Genomic DNA, 25,456 nt, shown 5'->3' on the forward strand with positions numbered 1-25,456 from the left:
CTGAAACAGAGGAGGGTGCGGCGCTAGTGCCCGGGGTCGTCCAACCCCTCGCGGCAGGGGCGTCAGCTCACCGGACAGATGGCGCTGGACATGCGGCCGAGGTCGACGTGCCGCCGACTCACCAAGGCAATTCCAGTTCCAGACATGACGGAAGCGTGTCACGGCTCTTTAGACCGAGTCCACCGTCATCCATATTCCGGACAAGGATGTCTCGCATGCCGAGACGGTGTGATGTGGGTCATGGTGTGGAAACGGTCGCCCCGGGCCAGGGTCCCGGCGCCGGGGTGTCCGCCTCCTCGGTCACCTTCGTGTCGAACAGGGTGAAGCCCCGCCGCTGGTAGTTCGCCATGGCGTGCTCGCCGTCCCGGGTGCAGGTGTGCAGCCAGACCCGCTTGGTCGGCGGCAGCCCCGGCCACCGCTCGGCGAGGTCCCAGGCCCGGGCCGTCCCGTACGACAGCAGATGTCCACCGATGCGCCGCCCCCGGAACGCCGGGATCAGCCCGAAGTACACGATCTCCACGACCCCGTCGTCCTGCGGCTCCAGCTCCACATAGCCGGCGGGCGTCCCCCGGTCGTAGGCGACCCAGGTCTCCACACCCGGCCGGCCCAGGTGCTCCTGCCACCGCTCGTACGGCCACGACAGCCGGTCGATCCAGCGGATGTCACCGCCGACCGAGGCGTACAGGAAGCGGCTGAACTCGGGGGAGGGGACCTCGGCGCGCACGATGCGGACGTCGTCGCCCTCGGGGGCGGCGGCGGGAAGCAGGTCGCTGGGGGAGGTCTGTTCCAGGGACCAGGTGGTGACGGGGCTGCTGCTCATGAGCCCAGGGAATCACGGGGCCCGGCCCGCCTCCAAGGCCGGGCCGGGTCGCCCTGTCGGGCCGAGAGCGCTAGTCCAGCGTGCCGTCGACGTCCTTCAGCTTCACCGCGTACAGCACCCGTTCCGGGATGGGGTCGGTGAGCGTCCACAGCTCGCCGGTCTCCGGTGAGTAGGAGAGGGAGGCGGTGTGGCGGCCCCAGCAGGCGTACGACCTGAGGCCCGCCTTCTCGTCGGCCTCGGTCTCCGCGCACTTGGCGACCTGGGCCCCGTCCTCGTCCTGCCGCCAGAGGGTGCCGTGCCCGTCGGGCTTCTCGGCGGCCTGGTCGACATACCAGTCGCCCTGGTGGGCGAGGACGCCCCGGACGCCGGTGGCCTCGGTCTGGTACGCCTCCGTGGCGACGGCGCTGCTCTCGCGCCCGGTGGTGGTGAGCAGGCCGGTGCGGTCGGAGGTGAGGTCGAGGGCGTAGCGCCAGACGCGGGCGGGCTCCTCGCGGCCCGGCCGGAACCGCTCGCTCGCGACGACGGTGGGCGGTGTCGACGTCCGGTCCAGGGAGAGCGAGCCGAGGCAGGGCACCCCGTCGTTGTCGCGCGCGTCACAGCCGCCGCCCGCCGGTGGGCTGTAGGCGGCGATCGCGGGCAGCGCGTACCGGTAGTGGTGGGCCGACCAGCCGTCGCCGGCCTTGCCGATCACCTCGCTGTCGGTGACGTCGGCGCGGAGGAAGCGGGCCAGGTCGAACACGTACAGCGAGTCGTCCCGCCGGCCCCGGCTCTCCGGGCCCCGCGCGGTGACGATCAGCTTGTCGTCGTACCAGGCCATGCCGCCGAGCCGGGAACGCAGGCCCTCGAAGTCCTGTCCGTCGGCCGTCGGTACGACCAGCAGGACCCAGCGGTACTTGAGGTTCGCCGGGTCACTGGCGTCGACGAAGGCGACCCGGGCGAGCCCCTCCTCGTCGGGCGCGCCGACGCCCGGACCGCCCGCACGGGTCGGGTGGCCGCCGGGCGTGTCGCTCCCGGCGCCGGTGTGCGTCCAGCCGGCCGCGATGACCTGGTTGTTCCGGGACGTGGTGACCGAGCGGGGGACCCACCTGTCGTCGACCGCGTCGCCCGGCTCCCAGCAGTACGCCCGCGCGGCCACCGGCTCGACGGGCAGACTGTTCTTCTCGGCGCCGAAGCAGTCGCCCTCGCCGCGCATCGTGTGGTTCGCGCTCCGCAGCACCTCCTCGACATCGACCGCGCCGCCCGTCTTCGTGGTGAGCGTGCGCAGTCCGGTGCCGTCGGTGAGGGTCTCCCGGAGCTGCAGCCTGCGCAGTTCGTCGGGCGAGGTGATCGAGGAGAGCGCGCCCGGTGTGGGGCTGCCGGCCGCCTGTGACGTGCTGATCAGCGTGGCCGCCGCCGTGAGGGCCAGCGCGGTTCCCGCCAGGGACGCGCGCAGCGCACGTCCCCTTCTGCGTCGACGGTGTCTGCCGCGGTGCTTCATGAAACCTCCCGGGGACGGCCAACTGCCTACCGAGACCAAGATCTTGACGGAGGGACAGGTGGGGCGGCCTGGCAGCGATGCTACGGCAGTGGGACACGTGTCACGCCGAGGTCCCGAGAAATCAAGGGAGATCCCTCACTCCGGGGCCATGATCCGTTCACCGGGTGTGATCCCCCGCGCCCGTACCACTCCCGGTGCCACCGAGTGCGGCAGCAGGTCCAACGGGGCCGCGGGGAGCAGGACTTCGACGTCGGCCCGCTCGGTGAAGCGGTACGGGCGGTGGTCGAGGAAGGCGCCGAGATAGCGGCGTACGCGGGACATCTCGGCGCGCACGGTGACGGTGCGGGCGAGGTCGCCGAACATGTCGTCGGCGAGGGCGGAGGCGCTGCGGCCGCCGCGGTGGAGGGCGAGGAGGTACAGGAGTTCGGCATGGCGGGGGGTCAGTTCATGGGTCCAGGAGCCGGCGCAGCCGGCGACGGTGAGGGTCCAGCGGCGCGGGTGGGAGACGTCCAGGGTGATGTGGGTGACGGTCGGGGCTGGCGCGGGGTCCGCGGTGGGGCGTATCAGCCAGCCGGTGGGCAGCGGTTCCACGGAGCACAGGCCGAGCGCGGGGAGCCAGCAGCGGCCGGGGGAGAGCGCCTCGGGGAGGGCGACACGGCTGGTGTACGGCATGCCGGTCACCGCGGCCGTCCAGCCGTCCCGGTCCACGGCGACCGCCCGGCCGCCGATGCGGGCCAGGACCGGGGCCGCCACCGCGCGCAGTTGTTCGAGCGAGGTGAGGTGCAGGTCCCGCAGCCGGGCCTGGGCGAGCTTGGCGACCGAGTCGACCAGGGCGAGGGTGGAGGGGTGCAGGGTCTCCAGGGGGCCGCTGATGTCCACCGAGCCGAGCAGCCGGCCGTCGCGCGGGTCGACGACGGGGGCGCCGGTACAGGTCCAGGGGTGCAGTGCGCGGACGAAGTGCTCGGCGGAGAAGACCTGGACGGCGCGGCGGGAGACGAGGGGCGTGCCCACGCCGTTGGTGCCGACGGTCTCCTCGCGCCAGTCCGCGCCGATCCCGAGGCCGTGCCCGTCGGCCTTGCGGAGCACGCCGGTACTGCCCTCGCGCCACAGCACCCGGGCGTCGGCGTCCGCGACCATCATGATGTGCTGCGCGGTGTCCGCCAGGGAGAGCAGCCCTTCGCGGAGCACCGGCATGACATGCCGCAGCCGTGAGGTCCGGCGGCGGCGCTCGACCTCGTCGCGGCCGAGGAGGTCGGACCGGAAGTCGTGGTCGGGGTCGACACCGCTGTGCGCCGTGCGGCCCCAGGACTCCCGGATCGCGGGGCGCGGGGCGGGTTTCGAGGGCCGGCCGTCGAGGGTGGAGGCGCGGATCTCGCCGAGGACCCGGGCCGCCCGTGCGGCGTCCGTGGCGGTGAGCCGCGTGACTTCCATCGGCGAGTGCGGCACTCGTTCCTCCCCGGCGGGCCGGTCCGCTCCTCGGCCCCGGTGGCCGTGGAAGTCCGGATCCGCGCGACGGCGTTGACTGCGGGGTTCATAGTCTGCCGCTCTTCGGCCACGGAGGGACACACTCCGGCCACAGAGCGCAGACGAGTTGCAACCCCCTGCAACCCTGGCGAACCGGCGTACGCTCCTTGAAACTTGTTCAACGTCGCCTGTCGCGGCGTATGCGCTCCGCTCAGAGGGGCCCACGAAGCGGGGGTGGTGCCGTGTCGGCGCAGCACCACCCCCGCGTCGGACCCTCCGGTCGCACCACTCGAAAGAGGACGCCCGTACGTGCGGCGGGACGCCCCCGGCCGGTGTCGGTTCAAGCCACCGCACGCGCCCGTTCCACCACCGACGCCAGATCCAGGGTGTGCGGCAGGGTGCCGAAGGCCGTGCCCCAGTCACCGCCCAGCCGGGAGGCGCAGAACGCGTCGGCGACCGCCGGGGGCGCGTACTGGACCAGGAGCGCGCCCTGCAGAACGAGGGCGAGCCGTTCCGCGAGCCGGCGCGCGCGGGCCTCGATGCCGTCCAGGTCGGCGAGTTCGGTGAGCAGGTCCTTGATCGCGCCGTCGAGCCGGTGGTCGGCGCCGCGGGCCCGGCCCACCTCCCGCAAGTAGGCGTCCAGGGCCCGGGGTTCACGCTGGAGGGCGCGCAGTACGTCCAGGGCCTGGATGTTCCCGGCGCCCTCCCAGACGGAGTTGAGCGGGGACTCGCGCAGCAGCCGGGGCATGCCGGACTCCTCGACATAGCCGTTGCCGCCCAGGCACTCGGCGGCCTCGGTCACGAGCGGGGTGCAGCGCTTGGTGATCCAGTACTTGGCGGCCGGCACCGCGATCCGCAAAAACGAGCGTTCGTTCTCGTTGCCGGCCTCCGCCGCGTCGTAGGCTGCCGCCAACCGCATCGCCAGCGTCGTCGCCGCCTCCGACTCCAGCGCCAGATCGGCGAGGACGTTGCGCATCAGTGGCTTGTCGATCAGCCGCCCGCCGAACGCCTCCCGGTACGCGCAGTGGTGGACCGCCTGCGCCACCGCCTGCCGCATCAGCGAGGCCGCGCCCAGCGCGCAGTCCAGCCGGGTGGCCGCCACCATCCCGATGATCGTGCGCACCCCCGCGCCCTCGTCCCCGACCCGGCGCGCCCACGTCCCGTCGAACTCGACCTCGGCGGACGCGTTCGACCGATTGCCCAGCTTCTCCTTCAGCCGCTGGATCCGGAACACGTTCCGCGACCCGTCGGCCAGCACCCGGGGCACCAGGAAACACGTCAGCCCGCCCGGGGCCTGCGCCAGCACCAGGAACCCGTCCGACATCGGCGCCGAGCAGAACCACTTGTGGCCCGTCAGCTCGTACGTCCCGTCCTCGGCCAACGGCCGTGCGCCGGTGGTGTTGGCGCGGACGTCGCTGCCGCCCTGCTTCTCGGTCATGCCCATCCCGAAGAGGACCCCGGCCTTCCGGTCGGCGGGCCGCATGTCCCAGTCGTAGAGCAGCGACGTCAGCCGCGGTTCCCACTCGGCGGCGAGCGCCGGGTCCGTGCGCAGCGCGGGCACCGCCGCGTGGGTCATGGACAGCGGGCAGCCGTTGCCGGCCTCGACCTGGGTCCAGACGACGAACGCCGCCGCCCGCCGCACATGCCCGCCGGGCCGCGTCCAGGCCGCCGTCAGCCCCGCCGAGACCCCCTTGCCCAGCAGCCGGTGCCACGACGGATGGAACTCCACCTCGTCGACCCGGTTGCCGTACCGGTCGTACGTCCGCAGCTTCGGCGGGTTCTCGTTCGCCAGCCGCCCCCACTCCTGCACCTGAGCGGAGCCCGCCGTACGGCCGAACCCCGCCAGCTCGTCCCGCGCCTCGTCCAGCAGCTCCGGTGCCAGATGCCGGTCGACCGCCTCCGTCAGGACCCGGTCGGCGGCGAAGACGTCGTAGTCCACCAGGGGCGGAGCCTGGTTGGTCACTTCATGGGTGCTGGCTGCCATGAAAGGAACCTACCCGCCGGCATCGCCCCGGCACGGCGACGCTCACCGGTGTCCGGCGGGCAGGAGCCAGGTCGGCGGATGTCCGGTGGGCAGGAGTCCGGCGCCGGACCGGGGTACGGATCGGCGCCGGACTCGCGGGGGCCGGCTCAGACGGGCGCCGCCAGCTCGCCCGTCCCCAGTCCGCCCGTCCCCAGTCCGCCCGTCCCCAGTCCACCCGTTCCGAACTCCTCCTCCGGGTCCAGTACGCCCTCCCCGTACTGCTCCAGCGGCCAGCCCGGCCGGTAGATGGTGTCGAGGTAGCGCTCCCCGAGGTCCGGGGAGACGGCCACCGCCGTGGTGTCGGGCGAGCCGTTGCGGGTCAGCCACTCGGTGGCGCCGCTGACGACCGTGCCGGTGGAGCCCCCGAAGAGGAAGCCGCGCCGGGCCATACGGTGACAGGCCCGTACGGTGTCGATCTCCTCCACCCGGACGACGTCGTCCACATAGGACGCGTCGAGCAGCGCCGGAGTCACGCTCGTGCCCAGCCCCGGGATCATCCGGCGGCCCGGCGCCCCGCCGAACGCCACCGAACCGACGCTGTCCACGGCGACGATCCGCACCCGGCGCCGCCGCTCCCAGAACCACTGGGCGCAGCCCATCAGCGTCCCGGAGGTGCCGACCCCCACGAACAGCACGTCCAGCCGCGGGAACTGCCGGGCGATGGCGGGCGCGGTGGTGCGGTAGTGCGCCTGCCAGTTCGACTCATTGGTGTACTGGTCGAGCCACACGTACCGCGGGTCGGTGGCGCACAGCGCGCGGACGTACGCGATCCGGGCGCCGAGGAAACCACCGTGCGGGTCCGGTTCGGAGATGACGTGCACCCGGCTGCCCAGCGCCTCGATCATGCGCCGGGTCTGCGGATTGCACCGGGAATCGGTCACGCACAGAAACCGGTAGCCCCGGCTCGCCGCGATCATGCTCAGCGCGACGCCCAGATTGCCGGACGACGACTCGACGAGCGTCGAGCCCGGCCTGAGCCGTCCCTCCCGTTCGGCGGCCCGCACCATCTCGGACGCGGCCTTGAGTTTGATCGAGCCGGCGAAGTTGAAGCCCTCGCACTTCAGGAAGAGCTCGTGTCCGACGACCTGTCGCAGATCGACGTACAGCTCCTCCTCGTTGAAGTCCGTGGGAACGGATATGACTGGCACTGCGGCCCCCCTGGTTGTGCACTGTCGTACGCGGTGCGCCCGGCCGTTCAGCCGTGGCGGCGCAGCTCGTGGAAGAAGTCGTCCACGACCCGCAGCTCGCCGGAGCGGGCCACTTCGTCGTGAACATGACCGCCGACCGCGAGGTCGAGGACCCCGAGGCCGAAGGGCGAGAAGATCACCGGCCGGTCCGCCGGCACGGTCGCCCGGCCGGTGAGGACGTCGTGGAGCGTTCCGTCGAGGAAGTCCCGCGCGCCGGTGAGCTGTTCGGTCAGGTGCGGTGACGTGTTCGCCTTGAGGCAGTGCTCGACGTCGTCGACGAAGTTCGCCGACGCGAGCAGCACCTCGGGCGCGAGATCGCGCAGCGACACGTGCAGCACCAGCGGGTGGTGGTCGAACCACTTCGGTTCATGGATGTGCGGCTCGCCCGCGATCGTCGCGAGGACCACCAGGTCGCTCGCCCGGATCACGTCCTCGGCACCGTCGTACACGGTCACCCGCCCGCCCGCGTCCGACCGCTCCAGATACCCCCGGAACCCGGCCGCGCTGTCCGCGGACAGGTCGTGCACCCCCACCTCCTCGAACGCGAAGCCGGTCGCCACGAGGAAGGTGTGGATGTACCGGGCGATCAGGCCCGTTCCGAGGAAACCGACCCGGGTCGGACGCGGCGCCCCCCGGCGCGCGTCGCTCAGCCGGTCGGCAGCCAGCGCCGCCGAAGCGGCCGTCCGCGTGGCGCTGATGATGGAGGCCTCCAGACACGCGAACGGATACCCGGTGGCGTGATCGTTGAGGATCAGCACGGCGGAGGCGCGCGGCAGCCCGCTCGCCGTGTTCTCCGGGAAACTGGAGACCCATTTCAACCCGTCCACCTGGTACTTCCCGCCCAGCGAGGCGGGCAGCGCGATGATCCGCGACGACGGACGATCGGGGAAGCGGAGGAAGTACGACGGCGGATTGACCGTGTCGCCCGTCTCCCCGTTCCCGTGCAGCAGATAGGCGGACTCGACCAGTTCGACGATCTCCCGTTCCCGGCCCCGCAGGGCCCGCTGCACCTGGGCGCCGGAGATCACGGCGAAACCCGGAACCTCGGTCATGTGAAGCTCACCTCGTCCTTCGAGTCGGAGTCCTGCTTGTCGGAGCCCTGTGCGGGGGAGTGCCGCTTGTCGTGGCCGGGCGGCCGTACCGGATCGGCGAGGCCCACCAGCACCTCGCGCGGCCCCTCGAAGGGCTCACGGCTGTGGGCGCAGCGGATGTTGTCGACGAGGAGCAGATCGCCGGACCGCCACGGTTCGCGGACGGTGTGCGCCTCGTAGACCTCGTTGAGCGTCGCCACGACCTCGGCGCCGATCGGATCGCCGTCGCCGTGACGGGTGTTGAAGGGCAGCCCGTCGGCCCCGTACATGTCCACCAGGTACTCGCGGACCTCGGGGTCCATGGTCCACTCGTTGAGGAACGCGATCTGGTTGAACCAGCAGCGCCGGCCGGTCACCGGATGCCGGAGCACGGCCGCGCGCCGCTGCCGGGTGTGCAGGGAGCCGTCGGGCCGCCAGGCGAACTCGATGGAGTGCGCCCGGCAGTAGGCCTCGACGACGGTCCGGTCGGCGGTGCCGAAGGCCTCGGCGACCGACGCCCCGATCTCGTCGTTGTACGAGCGGGTGAGCAGCCAGCCGTCCCGCTCGAACCGTTCGGTCAACTCGGGCGGCAGCGCGGCGAGTACGGCCTCCGCGTCGGCGACCCCGGTCGCCCCGCCCCGCCCGGCGGGTTCGAGGCAGGCGAGGAGCAGCAGGCCGGGGACCTCCAGTGTGTAGCTCAACTCGTGGTGCATGCACATCGGTTGGTTCGACGGCCAGGCCGTCGAGGAGTACACCCCGTCCGCGTACGTCCGCCGGGGCGCGAACGCCTCCCTCTCGGTCATCAGCGTGTCGGCCAACTCCCGGAAGACAGCGCCGACTTCGGTCGCGTCCCGCAGCCCGAGGCCGCGCACGAGCACCGAGCCGTGCTCGGCGACGACGGCCCGCAGGGCGTCCCGCTGCCCGGCCGCCCAGCGGGACGCGGGTCCGGCGGGCGAGACGGTGAGCAGCGGCGGCCTGTCGGTCGACAGCTCGATGTCCGGCAGCGGCGGGGGAGTTGACGACGGCGGACTCGTCGCCGTGTCCTTGCGATGGCGCGCGGCGGCGCGGCGGCGGCTCAGGAAGCTCACAGCGACGACCTCCCCACGGTCCCGGCGGCACCGGGCGCACCGGCCCTCGTGTGCGTCCCCGTGTCGGCCCTCGTGTCGATCAGCCCGGCCAGCTCCGCCAGGACCGGATGCCCGGCCACGTCCTTGGGGGACACCGCCCGCTCCAGGGCGATGGCGAGCTTCACCGCCGACAGGGAGGTGCCGCCCCGGTCGAAGAAGTGGTCGTGCCGGCCGATCCGGTCCCGTGGCACCCCGAGCACGTCGGCCCACGCGGCAGCCAGCCGCTCCTCGGTCGGCGTGACCAGGAGGCCGCCCGGCTCGCCTTCCACGGAGCCGAGTCGCTCCGCCAGCGAGGTCAGCGTCCGCCGGTCGATCTTGCCGTTGGCGGTCAGCGGCAGGCTCTCGCGATGGTGGAACACCGACGGCACCATGTACGCCGGCAGCGACGCCGCCAGCCGGTCCCGCAGCTCCTCGCCCGCCAGTGGCCGGCCGGAGTGGAAGGCGACCAGCCGCGCGCCCCCGGCCACCACCACCGCGCCGTCCCGCACGCCCGCCACCTTGAGCAGCGCGTTCTCCACCTCGCCGATCTCGATCCGGAAGCCCCTCACCTTGACCTGGTTGTCCCGGCGGCCCAGGAACTCCAGCTTGCCGTCGGGCCGCCAGCGCCCGTGGTCCCCGCTGCGGTAGAGCCGTTCACCGGGCCGGTACGGGTCGGTGGTGAAGGCCCGCGCGGTGCGCTCGGGATCGTTGACGTACCCCCGTCCGACACACACCCCGGAGAAGACGATCTCCCCGGGCGCGCCCAGCGGCACCAGGGAGAGCCGCTCGTCGACGACGTACACCCGGACGTTGCGGACGGGGCGGCCCAGCGGCACCCGGCTGCCCTCCGGGGCCCGGTCCATCACCTCGTGGTTGGTGTCGTCCGAGGTCTCGGTCAGCCCGTAGGCGTTGACCAGCGGTATCCCCGGTGCGGTGGCGAACCAGCGCTCCGCCAGCTCCTTCTTCAGCGCCTCCCCGGTGACCGACACCCGGCGCAGGTCGGGCAGTTCCCGGGGGTGCCGCTCCAGATGGGCGAGGACCGCTTCGAGGTACGACGGCACGACCTGGACCACGTTCGCCCGGCCCTCCACGATCCGGTCGACGAACCGCCCGACGTCCAGGATCGCGTCCTGTTCCACCAGCAGGGTCCGCCCGCCGACCAGCGGGGCGGCCAGCAGCTGCCACAGGGAGATGTCGAAGCACTGGGGCGCGGTCTGCGCGACCACGTCGCCCTCGCCGATGCCGAGGTCGTCGAGCTTGGCGTGCAGATGGTTGAGCATCCCGGCGTGCTCGCACATCGCGCCCTTGGGCTCACCCGTGGAACCGGACGTGAAGTACAGGTACGCGAGCCGGTCCGGGGCGATCTCCATCCCCAGGTCGGAGTCCGGGTGGGCCTCGTCGTAGGCGTCCTCGACGAGCAGCCGCCGCACCCCGGGCAGTGCGGCCAGGGCCTCGTCCAGCGTGGCCGTACTGCCCCGCTCGGTGAGCACCAGCTCGCAGCCGGCGCGGGCGAGCGTGGTGGCGACGCGCTCGGCGGGGAAGTGCGGCTCGACGGGCAGATAGGCGCCGCCCGCCTTGAACACCGCGAGGACGGCCGCCATCCAGTCCAGGTTCCGTTCCGTCACCACCGCGACGACGCCCTCACGGCCGAGCCCGCGCACCAGCAGGGCCCGACTGAGCTGATTGGCCCGGGAGTTGAGGTCGCGGTACGTCCAGCGCCGGTCGCCGTGGACCGCCGCGACCGCGTCCGGGTGCGCCACGACCCGCTGCTCGAACAGCTCGTGCGCCCGGCGGTCGGGCAGTTCGCGGTGCGGACCGGCCAACCCGTCGATCTGGAACCGGAGTTCGTCGTCCGACACCAGGCTCCTCCGCCCGTGCTCGGCGTCCGGCTCGGCGGCCAGCAGGGTGAGGGCGGTGAGGTGGTAGCCGGCGATCCGGGCGGCGCCCTCCTCGTCGAGCACATCCGTGCGGTACCGCAGCCGCAGCGCCGGACCGTCGTCGCGGTGCACCAGCCCCACCCGCAGGACCACCTCCTCGTCGAGGTCGCCGTCGCCCCCGCTCGTGTCGAGCACGGTCTCGAACGGCGCCTCGGCGAGCCCGAGTTCGTGCCGCAGGGCGTCCACCGGGAACCCGGCGTGCGTCAGCAGCTCCGCGGTGACCCGGTGGGTGTGGCCCAGCAGCTCCCGCCAGGTGTCGCCGGGCGCGGTGGTGAGCCGGCACGGCAGGGTGCGTCCGTCCTCCAGCCAGCCGGTGACGACCTCGCCCTCGCCCGACAGCGCGGACAGCACCTTGGCGTGGGCGGCGAGCAGCGCGGCCGTACCGTCGGCGGCGGTCAACAGCCCCTCCGGCAGGGCCACTTCGTAGGCGGCGACCCCTTTGGCCGGGTCGGCGCTCCACCTGGGTATGACGGTCCGCCCCCCGGCGCCGAGCACCCCGTGCCAGTACGCGCGGGCGACGTCGCCCGCATCCAACAGTTCCATGTTCTTCCCCCGATTCACCGTGATCCGGTGTTCTCCGTCGCCGGGTTCCCGCCCCAGCGTGCGTACGGCGGCACCTCCTCGCCCTTCATCAGGAAGGAGTCGGGCGCGAGCACGGCCCCCTCGCCCAGCGTCACGCCGTAGTGGACGAACGCCTGGACCTCCAGCGTGCTGCCGGCGCCGATCGTGACGTGGTCGGACTTGAAGGTGCCGTCCTCCTGCGAATGCGCCTGGATCTTGCTGCCGGCGGCGAGCGTGCAGTCGTCCCCGACGGCCGTCAGCGTCCGCTCGGTGATGTACACCCCGTCGTCGAAGACCCGGCGCCCGATCCGGACCCCGAGCAGCCGCCAGACGAGGTTCTTGTACGGAGTGCCGTTGAGCACGTCCAGGTGTTTGTCCGGCAGCTTCCACAGCCGCTCCTGCCGCCAGAAGACGGGGTCGTAGATGGAGCACAGCCGGGGGCGCAGCGGCCGGAAGCGGGTCAGGGACCGCTCGATCAGCGCGTAGTACAGGACGGTGAACAGCAGCGCCGCGAGCGGCAACGCGGCGAGCGCCAGCAGTCCGGCGAAGCCGTCGCCGTGCCCGTACAGGTCGTAGGCCGCGAAGCCCAGCAGGGTGAGCGCGAAGGTGTGCAGCCAGCGCAGGAACAGGAACAGTCCCATCGAGCGCAGGTTGAAGCGGTTCTTCGCGGCGAGCCGGCGGCGCAGTTCCTCGCCCTCGCGCAGATGGTCGAAGCGGCTGTCGCGTTCGACCGAGCGGGGGATCTCGAAGGGCGGTGAGCCGAGCAGCCCGACCCCTTCGCGGAGCTCGCCGTCGAGCGGGACCAGCACCTTGGTGGCCAGCAGACAGTTCTCGCCGGTCCGGCCGCCGACCGGGTAGGCGATGGCGTTACCCAGGAAGTTGTGCCCGCCGATCGCCGTCCGGGAGACCCGGAACGACGTACCGGAGTAGTCCGCGTTCATGACCGACAGACCGTCCGCGACCATCGTGCCGCTGCCGACCGTCACCAGGTACGGCGTCTCGTGCCGCACCTCGGTGCCGAAGTTGGAGCCGGTCTGCTCGACGCGCGAGAGGTCGTATCCGAGGGCTTTGAGGTAGGGGACGATGTACGAGCTGTCGCCGCACAGCCACTTGAAGAACTTGAGGTTGGTCAGGCGGGCGATCGCGCGGTGCACCGAGTAGTGGAAGCCGTACAGCGGATAGACGCGGTCCGGCTTCACCAGGGGGCGCAGCAGCCGCGGTACGACGAACACGGTGACGGCGCCGACGACGACGGAGCCGGTGAACAGCACGAGTGACAGGGCCGTCGCCTCGACGTAGAAGCGCGCCGAGGTGAGGTGCCGCGACGCCGGGTCGAGCAGGATGTCCAGCGAGGGCGCGGCGGTGAGCAGCAGATAGGCGCCGCCGACGGTCAGCGGCACGTACAGCAGCAGGGTCTGGAGCAGGGCTGTGAGCCCGTATCCGGCCCGCCGGAGCGTGCCGCAGGGGAGCGGGGCGACCCGGATGTGGTCCACGTCCGTGCGCCGGGCCGGTGAGCCGTGCCAGCTCTCCCCGGCGGGGACCGACTCCTCGGCGCGCAGTGCGGAGGAGTGGCCGAGCTGGGAGCCGTCGCCCAGGGAGGTGCCGATGTCGAGGACGGTGTGCTCGCCGACGAAGACGTCCCGGCCGAGGGTCACCGGGCCGGTGCGGATGCGCCCGGCGCGCGCCCGGTAGCAGAGGAAGTAGGAGTCCTTGCGGACGACGGTGCCCGCGCCGATCGTCAGCAGATCGGTGCAGACCGGGACGGTGTGGCTGAGGATCGTGACGCCCGGTCCGATGCGGGCGCCGAGGGCCCGCAGATAGAGCACGTACAGCGGATTGCCGGCGAACAGGACCATCGGACTGGTGCGCAGGAGCGCCTTCACGATCCAGAACCGCAGATACGCCGGGCCCCACACGGGGAACTCCACGGTCTTCCAGCGCCCGATCAGCACCCACTTGGCGGCGACCGGCAGGGTGCACAGGGCGAGGAAGGCGAGCGCGCCGAAGACGGCCGACCGCAGGTAGACGGCGACGATCCCCGAGGCGTCCGCCACCCACTCGTACCCCTGTACGTATCCGGCGGTGGCGAGCAGGCAGTATCCGGCGAAGAGGAGCAACTGCAGCGCCCCGCACAGGACGTACCGGAACGTACTGCCCGGGGGTGCGGGCTCGGCGGGCACCGGCGGGGCGGCCCGCGGCGGCGGGGCCTCGGTCAGCGCGGTGGCGAGAGAGCGGATCGTCGGGTGGCCGTAGACGTCCCGGATGGACACCGACGGCAGATCGGGGTGCTTCCTGACGCGGGCACAGAAATGCGCCATCGTCAGCGAGTTGGCACCGAGGTCGTCGAAGAAATGGCTTTCTGCGGGCACATGTTCGACGCGTGCGACGCCGGCCAAAACCTCGGCCAGGAGTCGCTCGGTGGCGGTGTACGATTCCGCCGCGTCCGGCTCGGCCCCCTGGACCTCGCCCGGTATTTCCACCACGGGTCGTGGCGCTGGCAATGTCATTGAATTTCTCCGCGACAGGTATTGCGATGGAAGGCGCCCGGGGGTGAACGGGACGGCGCGCGGAATGACAGAAGGAGGGGGGAGAGTTGCAGAGATGGAAAGCGGTGACGCGTGTGGCGGAATTGATCAGGCCTGGTCGGAGCCTCGATGAATCCCCTGGTGTGCGCTGTGCCGGCACCTGGTCCAGGTAGGCGCAGCGGAATGCAATCCGGATTCTTTCGGTACATTCGGGAACAGGTCAAGTGAGGTCGGGTAATTGACGCTTTCCCGCCCCTTTTCGGATCTCTTCCGACCTGTCGGACCTGCGTCCGCCCACCGCTTCAGCGGGGAACTTTCCAAAGGGACGGTACAAACACGCCCGGAGGTTCCGCTTCCGGCCCCTCAATGATTCGGCCAGCACGTCCATGACAGAAAAGGCGATTCGGAATCACCTTTGATTTCTTCTGGGTTTCCCTTTGTTTGCTGCCCCGTGACGCGACCGGAGGGAAACGTGCGCCGCACACGGACGGGAGCCCGCGCCGCACGCGGACGGGAACACGGGCCGCACGCCGACCCCGTCGCGGCCGACGCCACGGGGAGGTGAGGGCGGCACGCGCGGCCGGATACCTTTAGGGCGTGCAGCCAGCAAGTCAGTCACCCCCACCGTCCGGGACGCCCGAGAGCTCCCATGGACGTCTCCACCGCGCCCGCGCCCTCTACCGGGACGTCTCCAAGCGCAGGACCGCCTGGCTGCTCCTGAAGGACACCGTCAACTCCTGCATCGAGTACCGCATCCTGGGCCTCGCGGCCGAGGCGGCGTTCTTCACGCTGCTCTCCGTACCGCCGCTGCTGCTCAGCATGATCGGCCTGCTCGGCTACGTCGACGACTGGACCGGCGCCGACACCATCGCCAGCCTGGAGCTCAACCTCCTGGAGGCCTCGCGCACCGTCCTGTCCGACAAGGGCGTCGCCCAGATCGCGCAGCCCATCCTGGACGACGTGATGAAGGGCGGCCGTCCCGACGTCATCTCCATAGGCTTCCTCTTCGCCCTGTGGTCCGGCTCCCGCGCGGTGAACGTCTTCATCGACACCATCACCGTCATGTACGGCCTCGACGGCGTCCGCGGCATCGTCAAGACCCGCCTCATGGCGTTCCTGCTGTTCATCGTGGCCCTGCTGATCGGCTCGGTCGCCCTGCCGCTGATGGTCGCCGGGCCCGACGCCGTCGTCCGGATCGTCCCGTGGTCGGCGACCGTCGTGCAGGTCCTCTACTGGCCCGTCGTGATCGTCCTGTCCATCGTCTTCCTCACGACGCTCTACCACGTGTCAGTACCCGTCCGCTCCCCCTGGGTCGAGGACGTACCGGGCTCCCTCATGGCCCTCGGCATGTGGGTCCTCGGCAGCTTCCTGCTCCGCATCTACCTCACCAGCACGGTCGAGGGGGCGACGATCTACGGCTCCCTGGCCGCCGCGGTCGCCGTCCTCCTCTGGATCGGCGTCAGCGCTTTCGCGGTCCTGGTCGGCGCCGCCGTCAACGCCGCGATCGACCGCGTCTGGCCCGCCGCCGCCACGGCCGCGGCCCGCGCCGCCAACGAGCGCCTCCGCGAGGAACAGGCCGCCGAATACGTCGCCCGCGCCGCCGCCGCCCGCTCCCACGACCCCGAAGACCCCGACATGCCCTCCGAATTCCCCGAACGCTGGTCCCGCTTCCTGCCCCCGGAGGACGTGACGTCACGACTGCGGTCACCGGTGAAGAAGGGGGAGGAGTAGCGCGCCTCGCCGGGGCACGGGGCGTGTGGTGTCAGGTGCCGGGCGACTGCGGGCCTTGCGGGGCAGGGCGAGCGGTGCGCTGCCGGCTGCGGGGCGGCGCAGGCTTGTGTGGGGCCGTGTGTGAGCGGTGCGTCGTGATCCGCCGGGCGACCCCAGGCCTTTAAGGGGCGCGGGGAACTGCGCGAGCAACCACGGACGGCCCGCACCCCGCAACGCACCCTCACCCCCACGGTGCTCACGCTCCACACACGGCCCGCACCCCGCAACGCACCCTCACCCCCACGGTGCTCACGCTCCACACACGGCCCGCACCCCGCAACGCACCCTCACCCCTACGGCGCTCACGCTCCCCAAACCCCGGCCGCGGCCCCCTCCCGAGCGAACTCACCGAAGTCCCGCGCCCCCCGCCCCAACACACCCCGCACCTCGTCGGAGACGCTCGCGTTACGCCCGTCCAGCAACCCCTCGAACGCCTCCACCAGCGACGCCACCTCCTCCGCCGGCACCCCGAACCCCAGCAACTGGTCCCCGTAGTCCCGCGCCGACACCGGCACATACGAGAACTCCCTCCCCACGACCGCCGAGATCTCCGCCACCGCATCCCGGAAGCTCAGCAACCGCCCGCCCGTGACCTCCACGGTCCGCCCCACATACACGTCGCCCGAGGTCAGCGCCGACACCACCACGTCCGCGATGTCCCGCACATCGACGAACGGCTCCTGCACCTCACCACCGGGAAACACCAACTCCCCGTGCCGCAACCCCTCCACCAGCGGCCCCTCACTGAAGTTCTGCATGAACCACGCCGCCCGCACCACCGTCCACCGAGCCCCCGACGCCTTCACGGCCTCCTCGGCGGCAGCCGCCAGGTCCTGCCCGCGCGCCGACAGCAGCACCAGCCGCCGTACACCCCCCGCGACCGCCTCCCGCGCGACCCCGCCGAGCGCCGGGGCGGCACCGGGCGCCCCGATGTCCGAGGGGTACACCAGATACGCCGCGTCCACACCCCGCAGGGCCGGCGCCCACGTGGACCGGTCGAACCAGTCGAACCCGTTCGCACGGGACGCCGCCCGCACCGTGAGCCCGGCGGCCCGCGCCGCCTCCGCCACGCGGCTCCCCGTACGCCCCGAGGCCCCCGTCACCAACACCGTCATGTCCTGAGTACGTGCCGTGTTCTCCGTCATGCCTCCAGTGAAGAACCCCGAGCGCCCGCACCCCATCGCTGAACGGCTCATTCCCATAAGCACGCGTCTACGCTGACGGACATGGACGCACTCACCGGCCTGCTGGAGGGCCCGCGAGCCCGTGGCGCCTTCATGATCCGTGCGTGCTTCGACCCGCCCTGGTGCGTACGCGTGGAGGACCGCGCCCCGCTCACGGTCATGCTCATGGTCCGCGGCGACGCCTGGATCATCCCCGACGAGGGCGGCGGACAGCGGGTACGGCTCCGGGCCGGCGATCTCGCCATCGCACGCGGCCCCGCCCCGTACACCTGCGCCGACGACCCCTCGACCCCGCCCCAGGCCGTGATCCTGCCGGGCGCCGAGTGCGGCTACCCCGACGGCCGCCCCCTCAACGGTTCCATGGACCTCGGCGTCCGCTCCTGGGGCGACCGGCTCGACGGCTCGGCCGTGGTGCTGATCGGCACCTACCTCTGGCAGGGCGAGGTCAGCGGACGGCTCCTCGACGCGCTGCCACCGCTGCTCACCCTGACCTCCGAGGAATGGCCGTGCCCGCTCACGCCGATCCTCATGGAGGAGATCGTGCGCGACGAACCCGGCCAGGAGGTCGTCCTCGACCGCCTCCTCGACCTGCTGGTCATCGCCGCGCTACGGGCGTGGTTCGCCCGGCCGGACGCGGACACCCCCGCGTGGTACGCCGCGATGGCCGACCCGGTCGTGGGGCGGGTGCTGCGGCTGGTGCAGGACGATCCGGCGCACCCCTGGACGGTGGCCGCGCTGGCCGCGAAGGCGGGGGTCTCGCGGGCGGCGCTGGCCCGGCGCTTCAACGAGCTGGTGGGGGAGCCGCCGATGACGTACCTCACGGGGTGGAGGCTCGCGCTGGCGGCGGACCGGCTGCGGGAGAGTGAGGACACGTTGGAGGCGATCGCGCGGCGGGTGGGATACGGGAGTGCGTTCGCCTTGTCGAACGCGTTCAAGAGGGTTTATGGGGTGAGTCCTCAGGAGCATCGGCGGTCTGGGTAGAGCCGGGGGCGCCGTGGGGGTGTGGGGCTGTCGCGGACTGCGGGTCGTGGGTGGTTGCTCGCGCAGTTCCCCGCGCCCCTGGAGGGCGCGCGGTGGTGCTCGGCGGCCACAGGCGTAGCCTTTTCGTGTGTATGCGGAAAGGGCTTCTCGGCTGGACGGGGCCGTGGTGTGGACCAATCGCCCGGAAGGTTCCGAGGGTTCCGCCAGCCCGGGCTTTGGGCGGATCCTGCCCGACGGGTGCATGGATCTGCTGTGGAACGACGGGCGGCTGATGGTCGCCGGGCCGGACACCACGGCGTACGTCACCGAAGGGACGCCGAGCAGTTGGGCGGGGCTTCGGTTCTTCCCCGGTCAGGCGCCCGCCTTTCTCGGTGTGCCCGCGCACGAGTTGCGGGACCGCCGGGTGGAGCTGGCCGAGCTGTGGTCCCCGGCGGTCGTACGGCGGCTCACCGCGCGGGTGAACGCGGCGGATGATCCGGCGAGCGGGCTCGAAGCGGTGGTCCTGGAGCGGGCGGCCGAGGTGGGGCGGCCCGACCCGGTGCTGCGGCGGGTCGTCGAAACCCTGGACGCGGGGCGGCCCGTGGCCGCGACCGCCGACGAACTCGGCCTCGGAGCGCGGCAGTTGCACCGCAGATCACTCGCCGCGTTCGGGTACGGACCCAAGACGCTGGCCCGGGTGCTGCGCCTGCAGCGGGCGCTCGCGCTAGCTCGCGACGGGGTGCCCTTCGCCGAGACGGCGGCCCGGACCGGGTACGCGGATCAGCCGCATCTGGCGCGTGACGTACGGGAGTTGGCGGGGCTGCCGCTCGGCGATCTGCTCGGCGGACGGTAACGAGCCCGAGGCCCCGGGCAGGCCGCCGGGCTGCGGGGGAGCGGGCGTCGGAGCAGCGGGTTACTGGGGAGCGGGCGTCGGCAGTGGTGCGAAGAGGTCGACGCCGTTGCCGTCGGGGTCGAGGATCACGGCGTACCGCTGGCCCCACACCGCGTCCCACGGCTTGAGTTCACCGTGGTATCCGGCGTTCACCAACTCCTCGTACACCGCGTCGACTTCGGCCGGACTGTCGCACAGCAGGGCCAGCCCCGCGCCGCCACCCGTGCCCCGCTGGTACCGGGGGTGGAAGGAGCGGACGGTCTCCTCGGTGTCGAGCAGCAGCCGCAGCCCGCCGGGCAGTCGGGCCTCGGCGTGCGGCTGGTCCTCGGCGCCCTCCGGGAAGGCGAAGCCGAGCCGGCGGTAGAAGGTGACGGAGGCGGCCATGTCCGAGGCCACCATGCCGATCGCATCGAGTCGTGGAGTCATACGGCCACCGTAGGCGGGCCGCCGCCGGCCGGTCTTGAAGGAATCGGACACCCGAGCCCATCGCGGAACCCGCCCCACTCCGCTGGGGCGCGAAAGGAGCGTGTCAGCAAGAACGTGTCAGCAAGAACCGTGTGAGTAAGCGCTCTCGCGAGAACGGACTCTTTGCCTCACCTGTGGAACGACTGTGCGGCAGGATGGAGGGCATGTCCATGCCCCGTACGGCACGTGTTCTGCTGCCCCTGGCTTTGCTGCCGTTGGTGCTCGCGGCCTGCGGTACCGAGAAGGTCGTGGTCGCGGACCGTGAGCCCCTGGTGCCGGCCCCCGACCGGGCGGAACTCCACGCCCGGGCCGAGGCGCTGGGCCTCACGCCCGGTCTCGTCTATGTCACCGAGTCCCCGGGATTCACGCTGGCCAAGCAGTCGGTCGGTGTGTACGGCGCCGACGGCTTCTCCGCCGCCTACTGGTCCCGGAAGAACAGTGCCCAGCTCCTGCTGCTCGTCGACCGCGGCGCGATGACCGCCGGGAACTGCCCCGAGCAGCCGCTCGGCCAGGGCACCGGCGAGGAGGTCGGCTGTGAGCGCGACGGGGACGCCTGGTACCGCACCTCGGCGGGACAGCACGAGTACGCCGTGCAGGAGGACGGCCACCTCGTCCGGGTCAGCGCCGCGACGGCCACGGTCGACCGCGCCGCGCTGCGGGCCGCCGCGCTCGCCGCCCACCGCCCCACCGACGCCGAACTCGCCGTCCTCCTGCCGCCCCGCCACCACGACAAGCCCCCGCCGCCCCCGCACGACGGCGTGCCGACCGAGCGCGGCGACCTGCCCCCGGTCGGCGACGGAGCACCGGACAACGAGGTGGGCGCGTCGGGCTGAGCCCGGGTGCGAACGGTCAGGACTTGCCGCCCGGCTGCCGCGGGCCGAACGCCGTCATGAAGCGGTCGCGGAACTTGTCCATCCGCCACACCGGAGTGCTGTCGGCGGGCTGGAGACCGTCCGTCCACCCCCAGTCCGCGACCTTCTCCAGCACCTCGGGGTCCTGGGCGACGATCGAGACCGGCACATCATGGCTGGGGTTGTCGCCGGTGACCGTCTTGTTCGGCTGGTGGTCGCCGAGGAAGACCAGGACGGTGTCCTTGGAGCCGTACTTCGTGACGAAGTCGACGAGACTGGTCACCGAGTACTCGATCGACTTGCGGTACTCGTCCCGGACGGCCAGCGGATCCTTCCAGACCTCCGTGGGGTTCTTGCCCTCGGCCTTCTGCAGCGAGTGGTAGACCGACCCGTCGCCGATCTGCTCCTCGGGGATCGTGCTCGGGATGGGGGCCCACGGGTTGTGGCTGGAGGTCAGGATGATCTCCGCCATCATCGGCTCACGGTCCTTCTTGCCGTGCTCCAGCTCCTCGAACGCCTTCAGCGTGTACTGGTCGGGCATGGTCGACCAGCTGAACTTCGGGCCCTTGTAGCCGAGTTGGTCGGAGTCGTAGATGTGGTCGAGACCGAAGTACTTGCCCTCCGGCCAGGTCTTCTGGGTGCCCGGCACGATACCGACCGTGCGCCAGGCCCCGGTACGGCGGAACGCCTCGGTGAGGGTGAGACGGTCGCTCGCGACGAGGTGGGAGTAACGCGACTGGTTCTTGATCCACAGCCCGGACAGGAACGTGGAGTGGCCCAGCCAGCTGCCGGCGCCCGTGATGGGGGAGCGCAGCCAGCCGCTCTGCGACGCGTACCCGGCGTCCTTCAGCTGCCGCGTCTTCTGCGCGAGCGTCTCGCTGAGCGGCTCGCCCATCCGCGGGTCGTCGATCGCGGAGCGGCCGTAGCTCTCGATGAACGTGATCAGTACGTCCTTGCCGCGCAGCCCCGTCAGCAGTTGGTCCGGCGGTACGTCCGCGAAGGCGTCCACCGCGGACTGCTTCCGGAACGCCTCGGCGTCCTTCAGACCGCCGCTCACCGACTCGATCCGGTTCTCCACGAGCGTCGCCGCGCTGTGCGAGGCCACCGGCACGTCGGCCACCTCCAGCGTCAGCGTCGAGCAGGTGATCCACGCGGTGCCCAGGACCAGCAGCGTCCGGCTCGCCGTCTGCCGGTTGCGCGTCATCAGCCGGCTGATCCGCGCCACCGACATCGTCATCAGCACCGGCAACGCCAGCGTCAGCACGATCAGCCCGATCGTCACCGCCAGCGCCGCCGTGTCACCGAGCGAGTCCTGCATGAACGTCCGCGCGTTGTCCAGCAGTATCCAGTCGAGCACCAGGTCGAACGGGCGGTCCAGGGTCCAGTACGACCCCATGTCCAGCATCTTGACCGTCGTCAGCAGCCCGAGCACCACCCCGACCACGACCACCGCCACGCGCCGCGCCCGCACCGGCAGCACGAGCAGCAGCCCGGCCACGAGGATCCCCTCCGCCGGAATCCGCAGGAACCGCCCGAACCCGATCTCGGTGACATCGTTCGGCACGAGCAGCGCGAACATCACGAGAGCGACGGCCAGCCCACTCACGGTCCAGGCGACGGCGCGGGCGGCACGGGGGTGCGTGGCGCGCCAGCCGGAGGGGGTGGCTGGGGGTTCGGTGGAGGGTTCGGTGGCAGGGTCGGCGGGGAGTTCGGCGGAAGGGCCGGCGGGGAGTTCGGCGGAGGGCTCGTCGGAGGGCTCGGTGGAGGGCGCGGCAGGGGGTTCGGTCTCAGCCGCGGCTTCGGGCGCTACGTCTACGTCCATGTCCGGCGAACTCTCTTCCGACGTCCGCTCCGGAGGGGTGGCTTCCTCCGGGGCCTTGTCGTCATCCGGTGCCGGTGTGGATCCCGGAAGCTGCGGAGAGCGTATGTGCGACAACCCGAAGGTCCTTCCCTGTGGAGCATGTGGAGCTCAGTGCTGGTGGTGCGGAGTGGGCCGGGGTGGCGGGACCGCCGGAACACCCGAGGGGGCATCCCTATGCGTACGGTCCCACGACGCCAACCGTTCACCCGAACTCAGGGTGTCCGCAACCCCTTCACCGGACCGCGACGCACCCGGCGCCCACCGCCGTCCACCCGCTCAGGCCGGGCGCAGCGCCCCCGTACTGGACCGCTCCACGAGCCGCGTCGACAACTCGGTGCGGGTGCCCTCCGGTTGGTCGCCCTCCATCATCCGCACCAGCAGCCGTAGCGCGGTCTGGGCCATCTCCGAGAGGGGCTGGCGGACGGTGGTGAGGCCGGGAGTCGCCCAGCGGGCCTCGGGAAGGTCGTCGAAACCGACCACGCTGATGTCGTCCGGCACCCGCAGCCCCCGCTCGGCCAGTGCCTCGTACACGCCGAGGGCCATCTTGTCCGAGCAGACGAACACGGCGGTCGGCGGCTCGGGGAGGTCGAGCAGCTGGAGCATACGGTGGCGGGCGGTGGTCTCCATGAAGTTGCCGTAGCGGACGTACTCGGGCCGGTAGGGGATCCGTGCGGCCGTCAGCGCCGAGCGGTAGCCGGCGACCCGGGCGCTGCTGCACATCTTGCGCCGGTACCCGGCGATCACGGCGATCCGCTCGTGGCCCAGGGCCAGCAGATGGTCGGCGGCGGTCATCCCGCCCTGCCAGTTGGCGGCGCCGACCGACACCACGCCGGGCGGCGGTTCGAGGACCGGGTCGATCAGGACGAACGGGATGCGGTGCTGGGTGAGCCAGGAGTACTGGGCGGGGGACAGCTCGGCCAGATTGAACAGCACGCCCGCCGAGCCGCGGGTGGTGAGCTTGTCGAACCAGCCGCGTTCGGGGCGGGCGCCGCCACGGGTACGGGTGAGACCGGCCGAGACCACGACCTCCAGGCCGGCGTCGTGGGCGGCCTGTTCGACGCCGTGCAGGACCGCGCCCGACCAGGAACTCTCCAGCGAGTGGACCACCAGGTCGACCATGCGGGGCGGCTTCGACGCCTCGAACCGGGGTCTGCGGACATAGCCGAGCCGGTCCAGCGCCTCGGTGACCCGGCGCCTGGTCTCCGGGGCCACGTCCTCCCGGCCGTTGACCACCTTCGAGGCCGTCGGCACAGACACCCCGGCCTCGCGCGCCACCACCGCCAGCGTCGGCCCGGCCGTCGCGCTCCCGCCACGCACCATCGCGACTCCACCTTTCAGGGCCCCGTCCCGAGGGCCGATGAAATTTTTCGAACAGCATCGCCCGCACGACGGAAACCCGAACCGTAGCAAGCGCTTCCTACGTTAAGCCCAACTCAACACGGCGGGAAGAAGCAGGGATTCACAGGACGCCCCCAGTCAAAACTTTCGAAACTTCGAACAAGGCGGGCTGGCTGTTCCGGAACGTCAGGAAGGCATCGAAGCGCGGTCGGATTCACTGCGAAGGACACAGAATTCATTGCCTTCGGGGTCCGCCAGGACGGCCCAGCCCGTGCCGTCGGGCTCCCGGCGATCCGTGACGAAGGTGGCTCCGAGGTTCAGCAACCGCTCGATCTCCCGCTCGCGCGAGGTCGTCGGCCGCAGGCACAAATGGACCCGGTTCTTGACCGTCTTCGGCTCCGGCACCTGGTTGAAGTACAGCGACGGGCCCTCCGGCAACAGCACCCGCGTCTCCCGGTCGCCCGGTCTGTCCTGCGGATCCAACGGACAACCGGTCACCTCACCCCAGAAGCGAGCCAGTTCATAGGCATCAGCACAGTCGATCGCCACGTTCTGCACCACCGAGATCATGCACGCGAGCCTGCCGGAGAGCGGCCGCCTCCGCTACCGGATTGCTTCCCGGGCCGGAGCCGGGCGGTTCCTGTCGGGGCAGGTTACGATCGCCCGTTCGAGCGCGGCGCAGTACGGGAGACGTTCGCCGTGATCATCTTCGTGGCCGCCTCGGAGCGCACCTGCCGACGTCCGCACCGATGCCATGAACGCAAGCCCGAGGACTTCTCGCGTTCGTTGCCATCGCCGCAGCCCTCATCGGGGTATTGCCGTTTGAGCAGATGAGCCGGACTGACCGCGAACAGATGCCAGCGGTGCCTGCGTTGTCAGCGGCAGGCCATAAGGTGCGCCCAACATCGCGAAGGAGAAACTGCCGTGGGATTCTCGGGTCACCTGGTCTTCGCTCGTAGTAGCCGACCTCTGCTGGAAGCTGCCGTGTTCGACAGCCTCGACGAAGAACTCAAGGCCACCGTGCGCACACGGGAGTCACGGCCGGGAGGCTGGCAGACGCTTCAGTTCGATTCCGGGACATGGGACGACGCCGACCTGGCCGCCCTGGTCGAGTGGAGCAGGGCACCGGCCTGCGTCGCCGACATCTCCGACAGCGACCTCGCACTCGTGACCGGTCTGAACGCCACCGGCGAGCGTTGGCAGGCCTGGCTCAACCTGGACATCGCCGCCAGGCTTCTGGCCGAGGAGCCCGAAGATCTCGAGGATCAGCTCCTGTGGCTGGACACACCGGAGTTCCACGACGCGGTCAGACGTAAGCACGTGGAGCTCGACGCGGAGATTCCCACCGACGCCGAGGGCGCGGTCGTATGGGCCACAACCGTCGGCATTCCCGTGACGCCGCAGCAGGCAGTGAGGATCGAAGAGCTGCTTCGCTCACACGAGACCCCCGTGGAAGACCTCTTCAGCACACTGCTCGACGAACTGGGCTTCCCCCAGGCCACTGAGCCGTCAGCCGCACCGTAACTCCTCTTCCTCTGACCTCCGGCGGACAGGTGCCGGGCACTCATCCCCCCGCGATAACGGGACAGTCGGCTGAGCGGGAAACTCGCGGGACTCCGACGCGGCGGCTGTGGAAGCCTGCGGACATGTCGGAGTTGCGCGATCACGCAGGCATTCACTACGCCATCCAGTTTCACTACGCCTTGCCGGACGACGCTTGGTGTGTGGAGTTGAGCGAGGCCGTGCCGGCGCCGGCCGCGTGGGCGGAGACGCATCGGCCTGGAGTCGCGTTCCTGGTGGCGGTGATCCCCGACGAGGATCCGGACCTGGAGCCGACCGTCCACATCCACAGCCACGACGAGCACGTCATCCCCTACGAGGTCATGCACTGGTTCATGGAGCACGTGGCCGAGCAGGTCGCACGCATCCGCATCGCGTTCGAGCAGGGAACCTGAAGCAGCGGCC

The 25,456-nt window shown here is 71.4% G+C and carries 21 protein-coding genes; 6 read left to right on the top strand and 15 right to left on the bottom strand.

Features of this window, described 5'->3' with window-relative positions; translation table 11 throughout:
* Nucleotides 1–62: 62 nt before the first annotated feature.
* The 10 genes from ABT147_RS04320 to ABT147_RS04365 form a co-directional block, all read right to left on the bottom strand.
* Nucleotides 63–146 carry a putative leader peptide gene (locus tag ABT147_RS04320; RefSeq protein WP_309474722.1) on the bottom strand — a complete coding sequence of 28 codons (84 nt, stop codon included), beginning with the start codon at nucleotides 144–146 and terminating at the stop codon, nucleotides 63–65.
* Between the two features lie 92 nt (nucleotides 147–238).
* Nucleotides 239–820 carry a GNAT family N-acetyltransferase gene (locus ABT147_RS04325; RefSeq protein ID WP_351402614.1) on the bottom strand — a complete coding sequence of 194 codons (582 nt, stop codon included), beginning with the start codon at nucleotides 818–820 and terminating at the stop codon, nucleotides 239–241.
* Between the two features lie 70 nt (nucleotides 821–890).
* Entirely contained in the window at nucleotides 891–2,297 is a 1,407-nt protein-coding gene (locus tag ABT147_RS04330; RefSeq protein WP_351402615.1) for a hypothetical protein, read from the bottom strand.
* Nucleotides 2,298–2,432: 135 nt separating this feature from the next.
* Nucleotides 2,433–3,728: a helix-turn-helix domain-containing protein gene (locus tag ABT147_RS04335; protein ID WP_351402616.1), complete on the bottom strand. Its 1,296-nt coding sequence runs from the start codon at nucleotides 3,726–3,728 to the stop codon at nucleotides 2,433–2,435.
* Between the two features lie 373 nt (nucleotides 3,729–4,101).
* Complete coding sequence (locus tag ABT147_RS04340; RefSeq protein ID WP_351402617.1) at nucleotides 4,102–5,745, bottom strand: acyl-CoA dehydrogenase family protein; 1,644 nt, start codon at nucleotides 5,743–5,745, stop codon at nucleotides 4,102–4,104.
* 146 nt (nucleotides 5,746–5,891) lie between these two features.
* Complete coding sequence (gene sbnA, locus ABT147_RS04345; RefSeq protein WP_351402618.1) at nucleotides 5,892–6,932, bottom strand: 2,3-diaminopropionate biosynthesis protein SbnA; 1,041 nt, start codon at nucleotides 6,930–6,932, stop codon at nucleotides 5,892–5,894.
* A gap of 47 nt (nucleotides 6,933–6,979) precedes the next feature.
* The gene (gene sbnB / locus ABT147_RS04350; RefSeq protein ID WP_351402619.1) at nucleotides 6,980–8,023 is read right to left on the bottom strand and encodes a 2,3-diaminopropionate biosynthesis protein SbnB; all 1,044 of its coding nucleotides are present in this window, start codon (nucleotides 8,021–8,023) and stop codon (nucleotides 6,980–6,982) included.
* On the bottom strand, nucleotides 8,020–9,129 hold the full coding sequence (locus ABT147_RS04355) for a TauD/TfdA family dioxygenase (protein ID WP_351402620.1): 1,110 nt from the start codon (nucleotides 9,127–9,129) through the stop codon (nucleotides 8,020–8,022). Before ABT147_RS04355 ends, sbnB begins: the two co-directional genes overlap by 4 nt.
* Nucleotides 9,126–11,627, bottom strand: a complete 2,502-nt coding sequence (locus ABT147_RS04360; RefSeq protein WP_351402621.1) for a non-ribosomal peptide synthetase — start codon at nucleotides 11,625–11,627, stop codon at nucleotides 9,126–9,128. Before ABT147_RS04360 ends, ABT147_RS04355 begins: the two co-directional genes overlap by 4 nt.
* Nucleotides 11,628–11,641: 14 nt before the next feature.
* Nucleotides 11,642–14,128 (bottom strand): Pls/PosA family non-ribosomal peptide synthetase, encoded by a 2,487-nt coding sequence (locus ABT147_RS04365; RefSeq protein WP_351402622.1) that lies wholly within the window; start codon nucleotides 14,126–14,128, stop codon nucleotides 11,642–11,644.
* Nucleotides 14,129–14,767: 639 nt separating this feature from the next.
* Here ABT147_RS04365 and ABT147_RS04370 point away from each other — a divergent pair.
* Entirely contained in the window at nucleotides 14,768–15,901 is a 1,134-nt protein-coding gene (locus ABT147_RS04370; RefSeq protein ID WP_351402623.1) for a YihY/virulence factor BrkB family protein, read from the top strand.
* A gap of 341 nt (nucleotides 15,902–16,242) precedes the next feature.
* Here ABT147_RS04370 and ABT147_RS04375 read toward each other — a convergent pair whose 3' ends face one another.
* The gene (locus tag ABT147_RS04375) at nucleotides 16,243–17,085 is read right to left on the bottom strand and encodes an NmrA family NAD(P)-binding protein (RefSeq protein WP_351402624.1); all 843 of its coding nucleotides are present in this window, start codon (nucleotides 17,083–17,085) and stop codon (nucleotides 16,243–16,245) included.
* A gap of 81 nt (nucleotides 17,086–17,166) precedes the next feature.
* On the opposite strand from ABT147_RS04375, the gene ABT147_RS04380 reads away from it, so the two are divergent.
* Together ABT147_RS04380 and ABT147_RS04385 are read left to right on the top strand one after the other, a co-directional pair.
* Nucleotides 17,167–18,105, top strand: coding sequence for an AraC family transcriptional regulator (locus ABT147_RS04380; RefSeq protein ID WP_351402625.1), 939 nt, complete (start codon nucleotides 17,167–17,169; stop codon nucleotides 18,103–18,105).
* A 127-nt stretch (nucleotides 18,106–18,232) separates the two neighbouring features.
* On the top strand, nucleotides 18,233–18,937 hold the full coding sequence (locus tag ABT147_RS04385; protein ID WP_351402626.1) for a helix-turn-helix domain-containing protein: 705 nt from the start codon (nucleotides 18,233–18,235) through the stop codon (nucleotides 18,935–18,937).
* A 60-nt stretch (nucleotides 18,938–18,997) separates the two neighbouring features.
* Here the strand turns inward: ABT147_RS04385 and ABT147_RS04390 are convergent, their stop codons facing one another.
* Nucleotides 18,998–19,402 carry a VOC family protein gene (locus ABT147_RS04390; RefSeq protein WP_351402627.1) on the bottom strand — a complete coding sequence of 135 codons (405 nt, stop codon included), beginning with the start codon at nucleotides 19,400–19,402 and terminating at the stop codon, nucleotides 18,998–19,000.
* A gap of 203 nt (nucleotides 19,403–19,605) precedes the next feature.
* On the opposite strand from ABT147_RS04390, the gene ABT147_RS04395 reads away from it, so the two are divergent.
* Nucleotides 19,606–20,274, top strand: coding sequence for a hypothetical protein (locus tag ABT147_RS04395; RefSeq protein ID WP_351402628.1), 669 nt, complete (start codon nucleotides 19,606–19,608; stop codon nucleotides 20,272–20,274).
* Between the two features lie 16 nt (nucleotides 20,275–20,290).
* Here ABT147_RS04395 and ABT147_RS04400 read toward each other — a convergent pair whose 3' ends face one another.
* The 3 genes from ABT147_RS04400 to ABT147_RS04410 form a co-directional block, all read right to left on the bottom strand.
* Nucleotides 20,291–22,114, bottom strand: coding sequence for an alkaline phosphatase family protein (locus ABT147_RS04400; RefSeq protein WP_502983022.1), 1,824 nt, complete (start codon nucleotides 22,112–22,114; stop codon nucleotides 20,291–20,293).
* A gap of 315 nt (nucleotides 22,115–22,429) precedes the next feature.
* Entirely contained in the window at nucleotides 22,430–23,473 is a 1,044-nt protein-coding gene (locus tag ABT147_RS04405; RefSeq protein ID WP_351402630.1) for a LacI family DNA-binding transcriptional regulator, read from the bottom strand.
* 204 nt (nucleotides 23,474–23,677) lie between these two features.
* Nucleotides 23,678–24,061: a VOC family protein gene (locus ABT147_RS04410; protein WP_351402631.1), complete on the bottom strand. Its 384-nt coding sequence runs from the start codon at nucleotides 24,059–24,061 to the stop codon at nucleotides 23,678–23,680.
* A 354-nt stretch (nucleotides 24,062–24,415) separates the two neighbouring features.
* Between ABT147_RS04410 and ABT147_RS04415 the strand changes: the two genes are divergently transcribed.
* The gene (locus ABT147_RS04415; RefSeq protein ID WP_351402632.1) at nucleotides 24,416–25,015 is read left to right on the top strand and encodes a hypothetical protein; all 600 of its coding nucleotides are present in this window, start codon (nucleotides 24,416–24,418) and stop codon (nucleotides 25,013–25,015) included.
* Nucleotides 25,016–25,137: 122 nt separating this feature from the next.
* Nucleotides 25,138–25,446: a hypothetical protein gene (locus tag ABT147_RS04420; RefSeq protein ID WP_351402633.1), complete on the top strand. Its 309-nt coding sequence runs from the start codon at nucleotides 25,138–25,140 to the stop codon at nucleotides 25,444–25,446.
* The last annotated feature ends 10 nt before the right edge of the window (nucleotides 25,447–25,456 follow it).

Origin of the sequence: Streptomyces sp. NPDC001868 (assembly GCF_040297125.1) — a bacterium.
Classification (GTDB): Bacteria; Actinomycetota; Actinomycetes; order Streptomycetales; family Streptomycetaceae; genus Streptomyces.

Bases quoted from the DNA above. Each gene is read 5' to 3' on its own strand.
- ABT147_RS04390 (WP_351402627.1), bottom strand. From the start codon at position 19,402: ATGACTCCACGACTCGATGCGATCGGCATGGTGGCCTCGGACATGGCC.
- ABT147_RS04335 (WP_351402616.1), bottom strand. From the start codon at position 3,728: ATGGAAGTCACGCGGCTCACCGCCACGGACGCCGCACGGGCGGCCCGG.
- ABT147_RS04400 (WP_502983022.1), bottom strand. From the start codon at position 22,114: ATGGACGTAGACGTAGCGCCCGAAGCCGCGGCTGAGACCGAACCCCCT.
- ABT147_RS04380 (WP_351402625.1), top strand. From the start codon at position 17,167: ATGGACGCACTCACCGGCCTGCTGGAGGGCCCGCGAGCCCGTGGCGCC.
- ABT147_RS04340 (WP_351402617.1), bottom strand. From the start codon at position 5,745: ATGGCAGCCAGCACCCATGAAGTGACCAACCAGGCTCCGCCCCTGGTG.
- ABT147_RS04330 (WP_351402615.1), bottom strand. From the start codon at position 2,297: ATGAAGCACCGCGGCAGACACCGTCGACGCAGAAGGGGACGTGCGCTG.
- ABT147_RS04410 (WP_351402631.1), bottom strand. From the start codon at position 24,061: ATGATCTCGGTGGTGCAGAACGTGGCGATCGACTGTGCTGATGCCTAT.
- ABT147_RS04420 (WP_351402633.1), top strand. From the start codon at position 25,138: ATGTCGGAGTTGCGCGATCACGCAGGCATTCACTACGCCATCCAGTTT.
- ABT147_RS04320 (WP_309474722.1), bottom strand. From the start codon at position 146: ATGTCTGGAACTGGAATTGCCTTGGTGAGTCGGCGGCACGTCGACCTC.
- ABT147_RS04360 (WP_351402621.1), bottom strand. From the start codon at position 11,627: ATGGAACTGTTGGATGCGGGCGACGTCGCCCGCGCGTACTGGCACGGG.
- ABT147_RS04395 (WP_351402628.1), top strand. From the start codon at position 19,606: ATGTCCATGCCCCGTACGGCACGTGTTCTGCTGCCCCTGGCTTTGCTG.
- ABT147_RS04405 (WP_351402630.1), bottom strand. From the start codon at position 23,473: ATGGTGCGTGGCGGGAGCGCGACGGCCGGGCCGACGCTGGCGGTGGTG.
- sbnB (WP_351402619.1), bottom strand. From the start codon at position 8,023: ATGACCGAGGTTCCGGGTTTCGCCGTGATCTCCGGCGCCCAGGTGCAG.
- ABT147_RS04375 (WP_351402624.1), bottom strand. From the start codon at position 17,085: ATGACGGAGAACACGGCACGTACTCAGGACATGACGGTGTTGGTGACG.
- ABT147_RS04325 (WP_351402614.1), bottom strand. From the start codon at position 820: ATGAGCAGCAGCCCCGTCACCACCTGGTCCCTGGAACAGACCTCCCCC.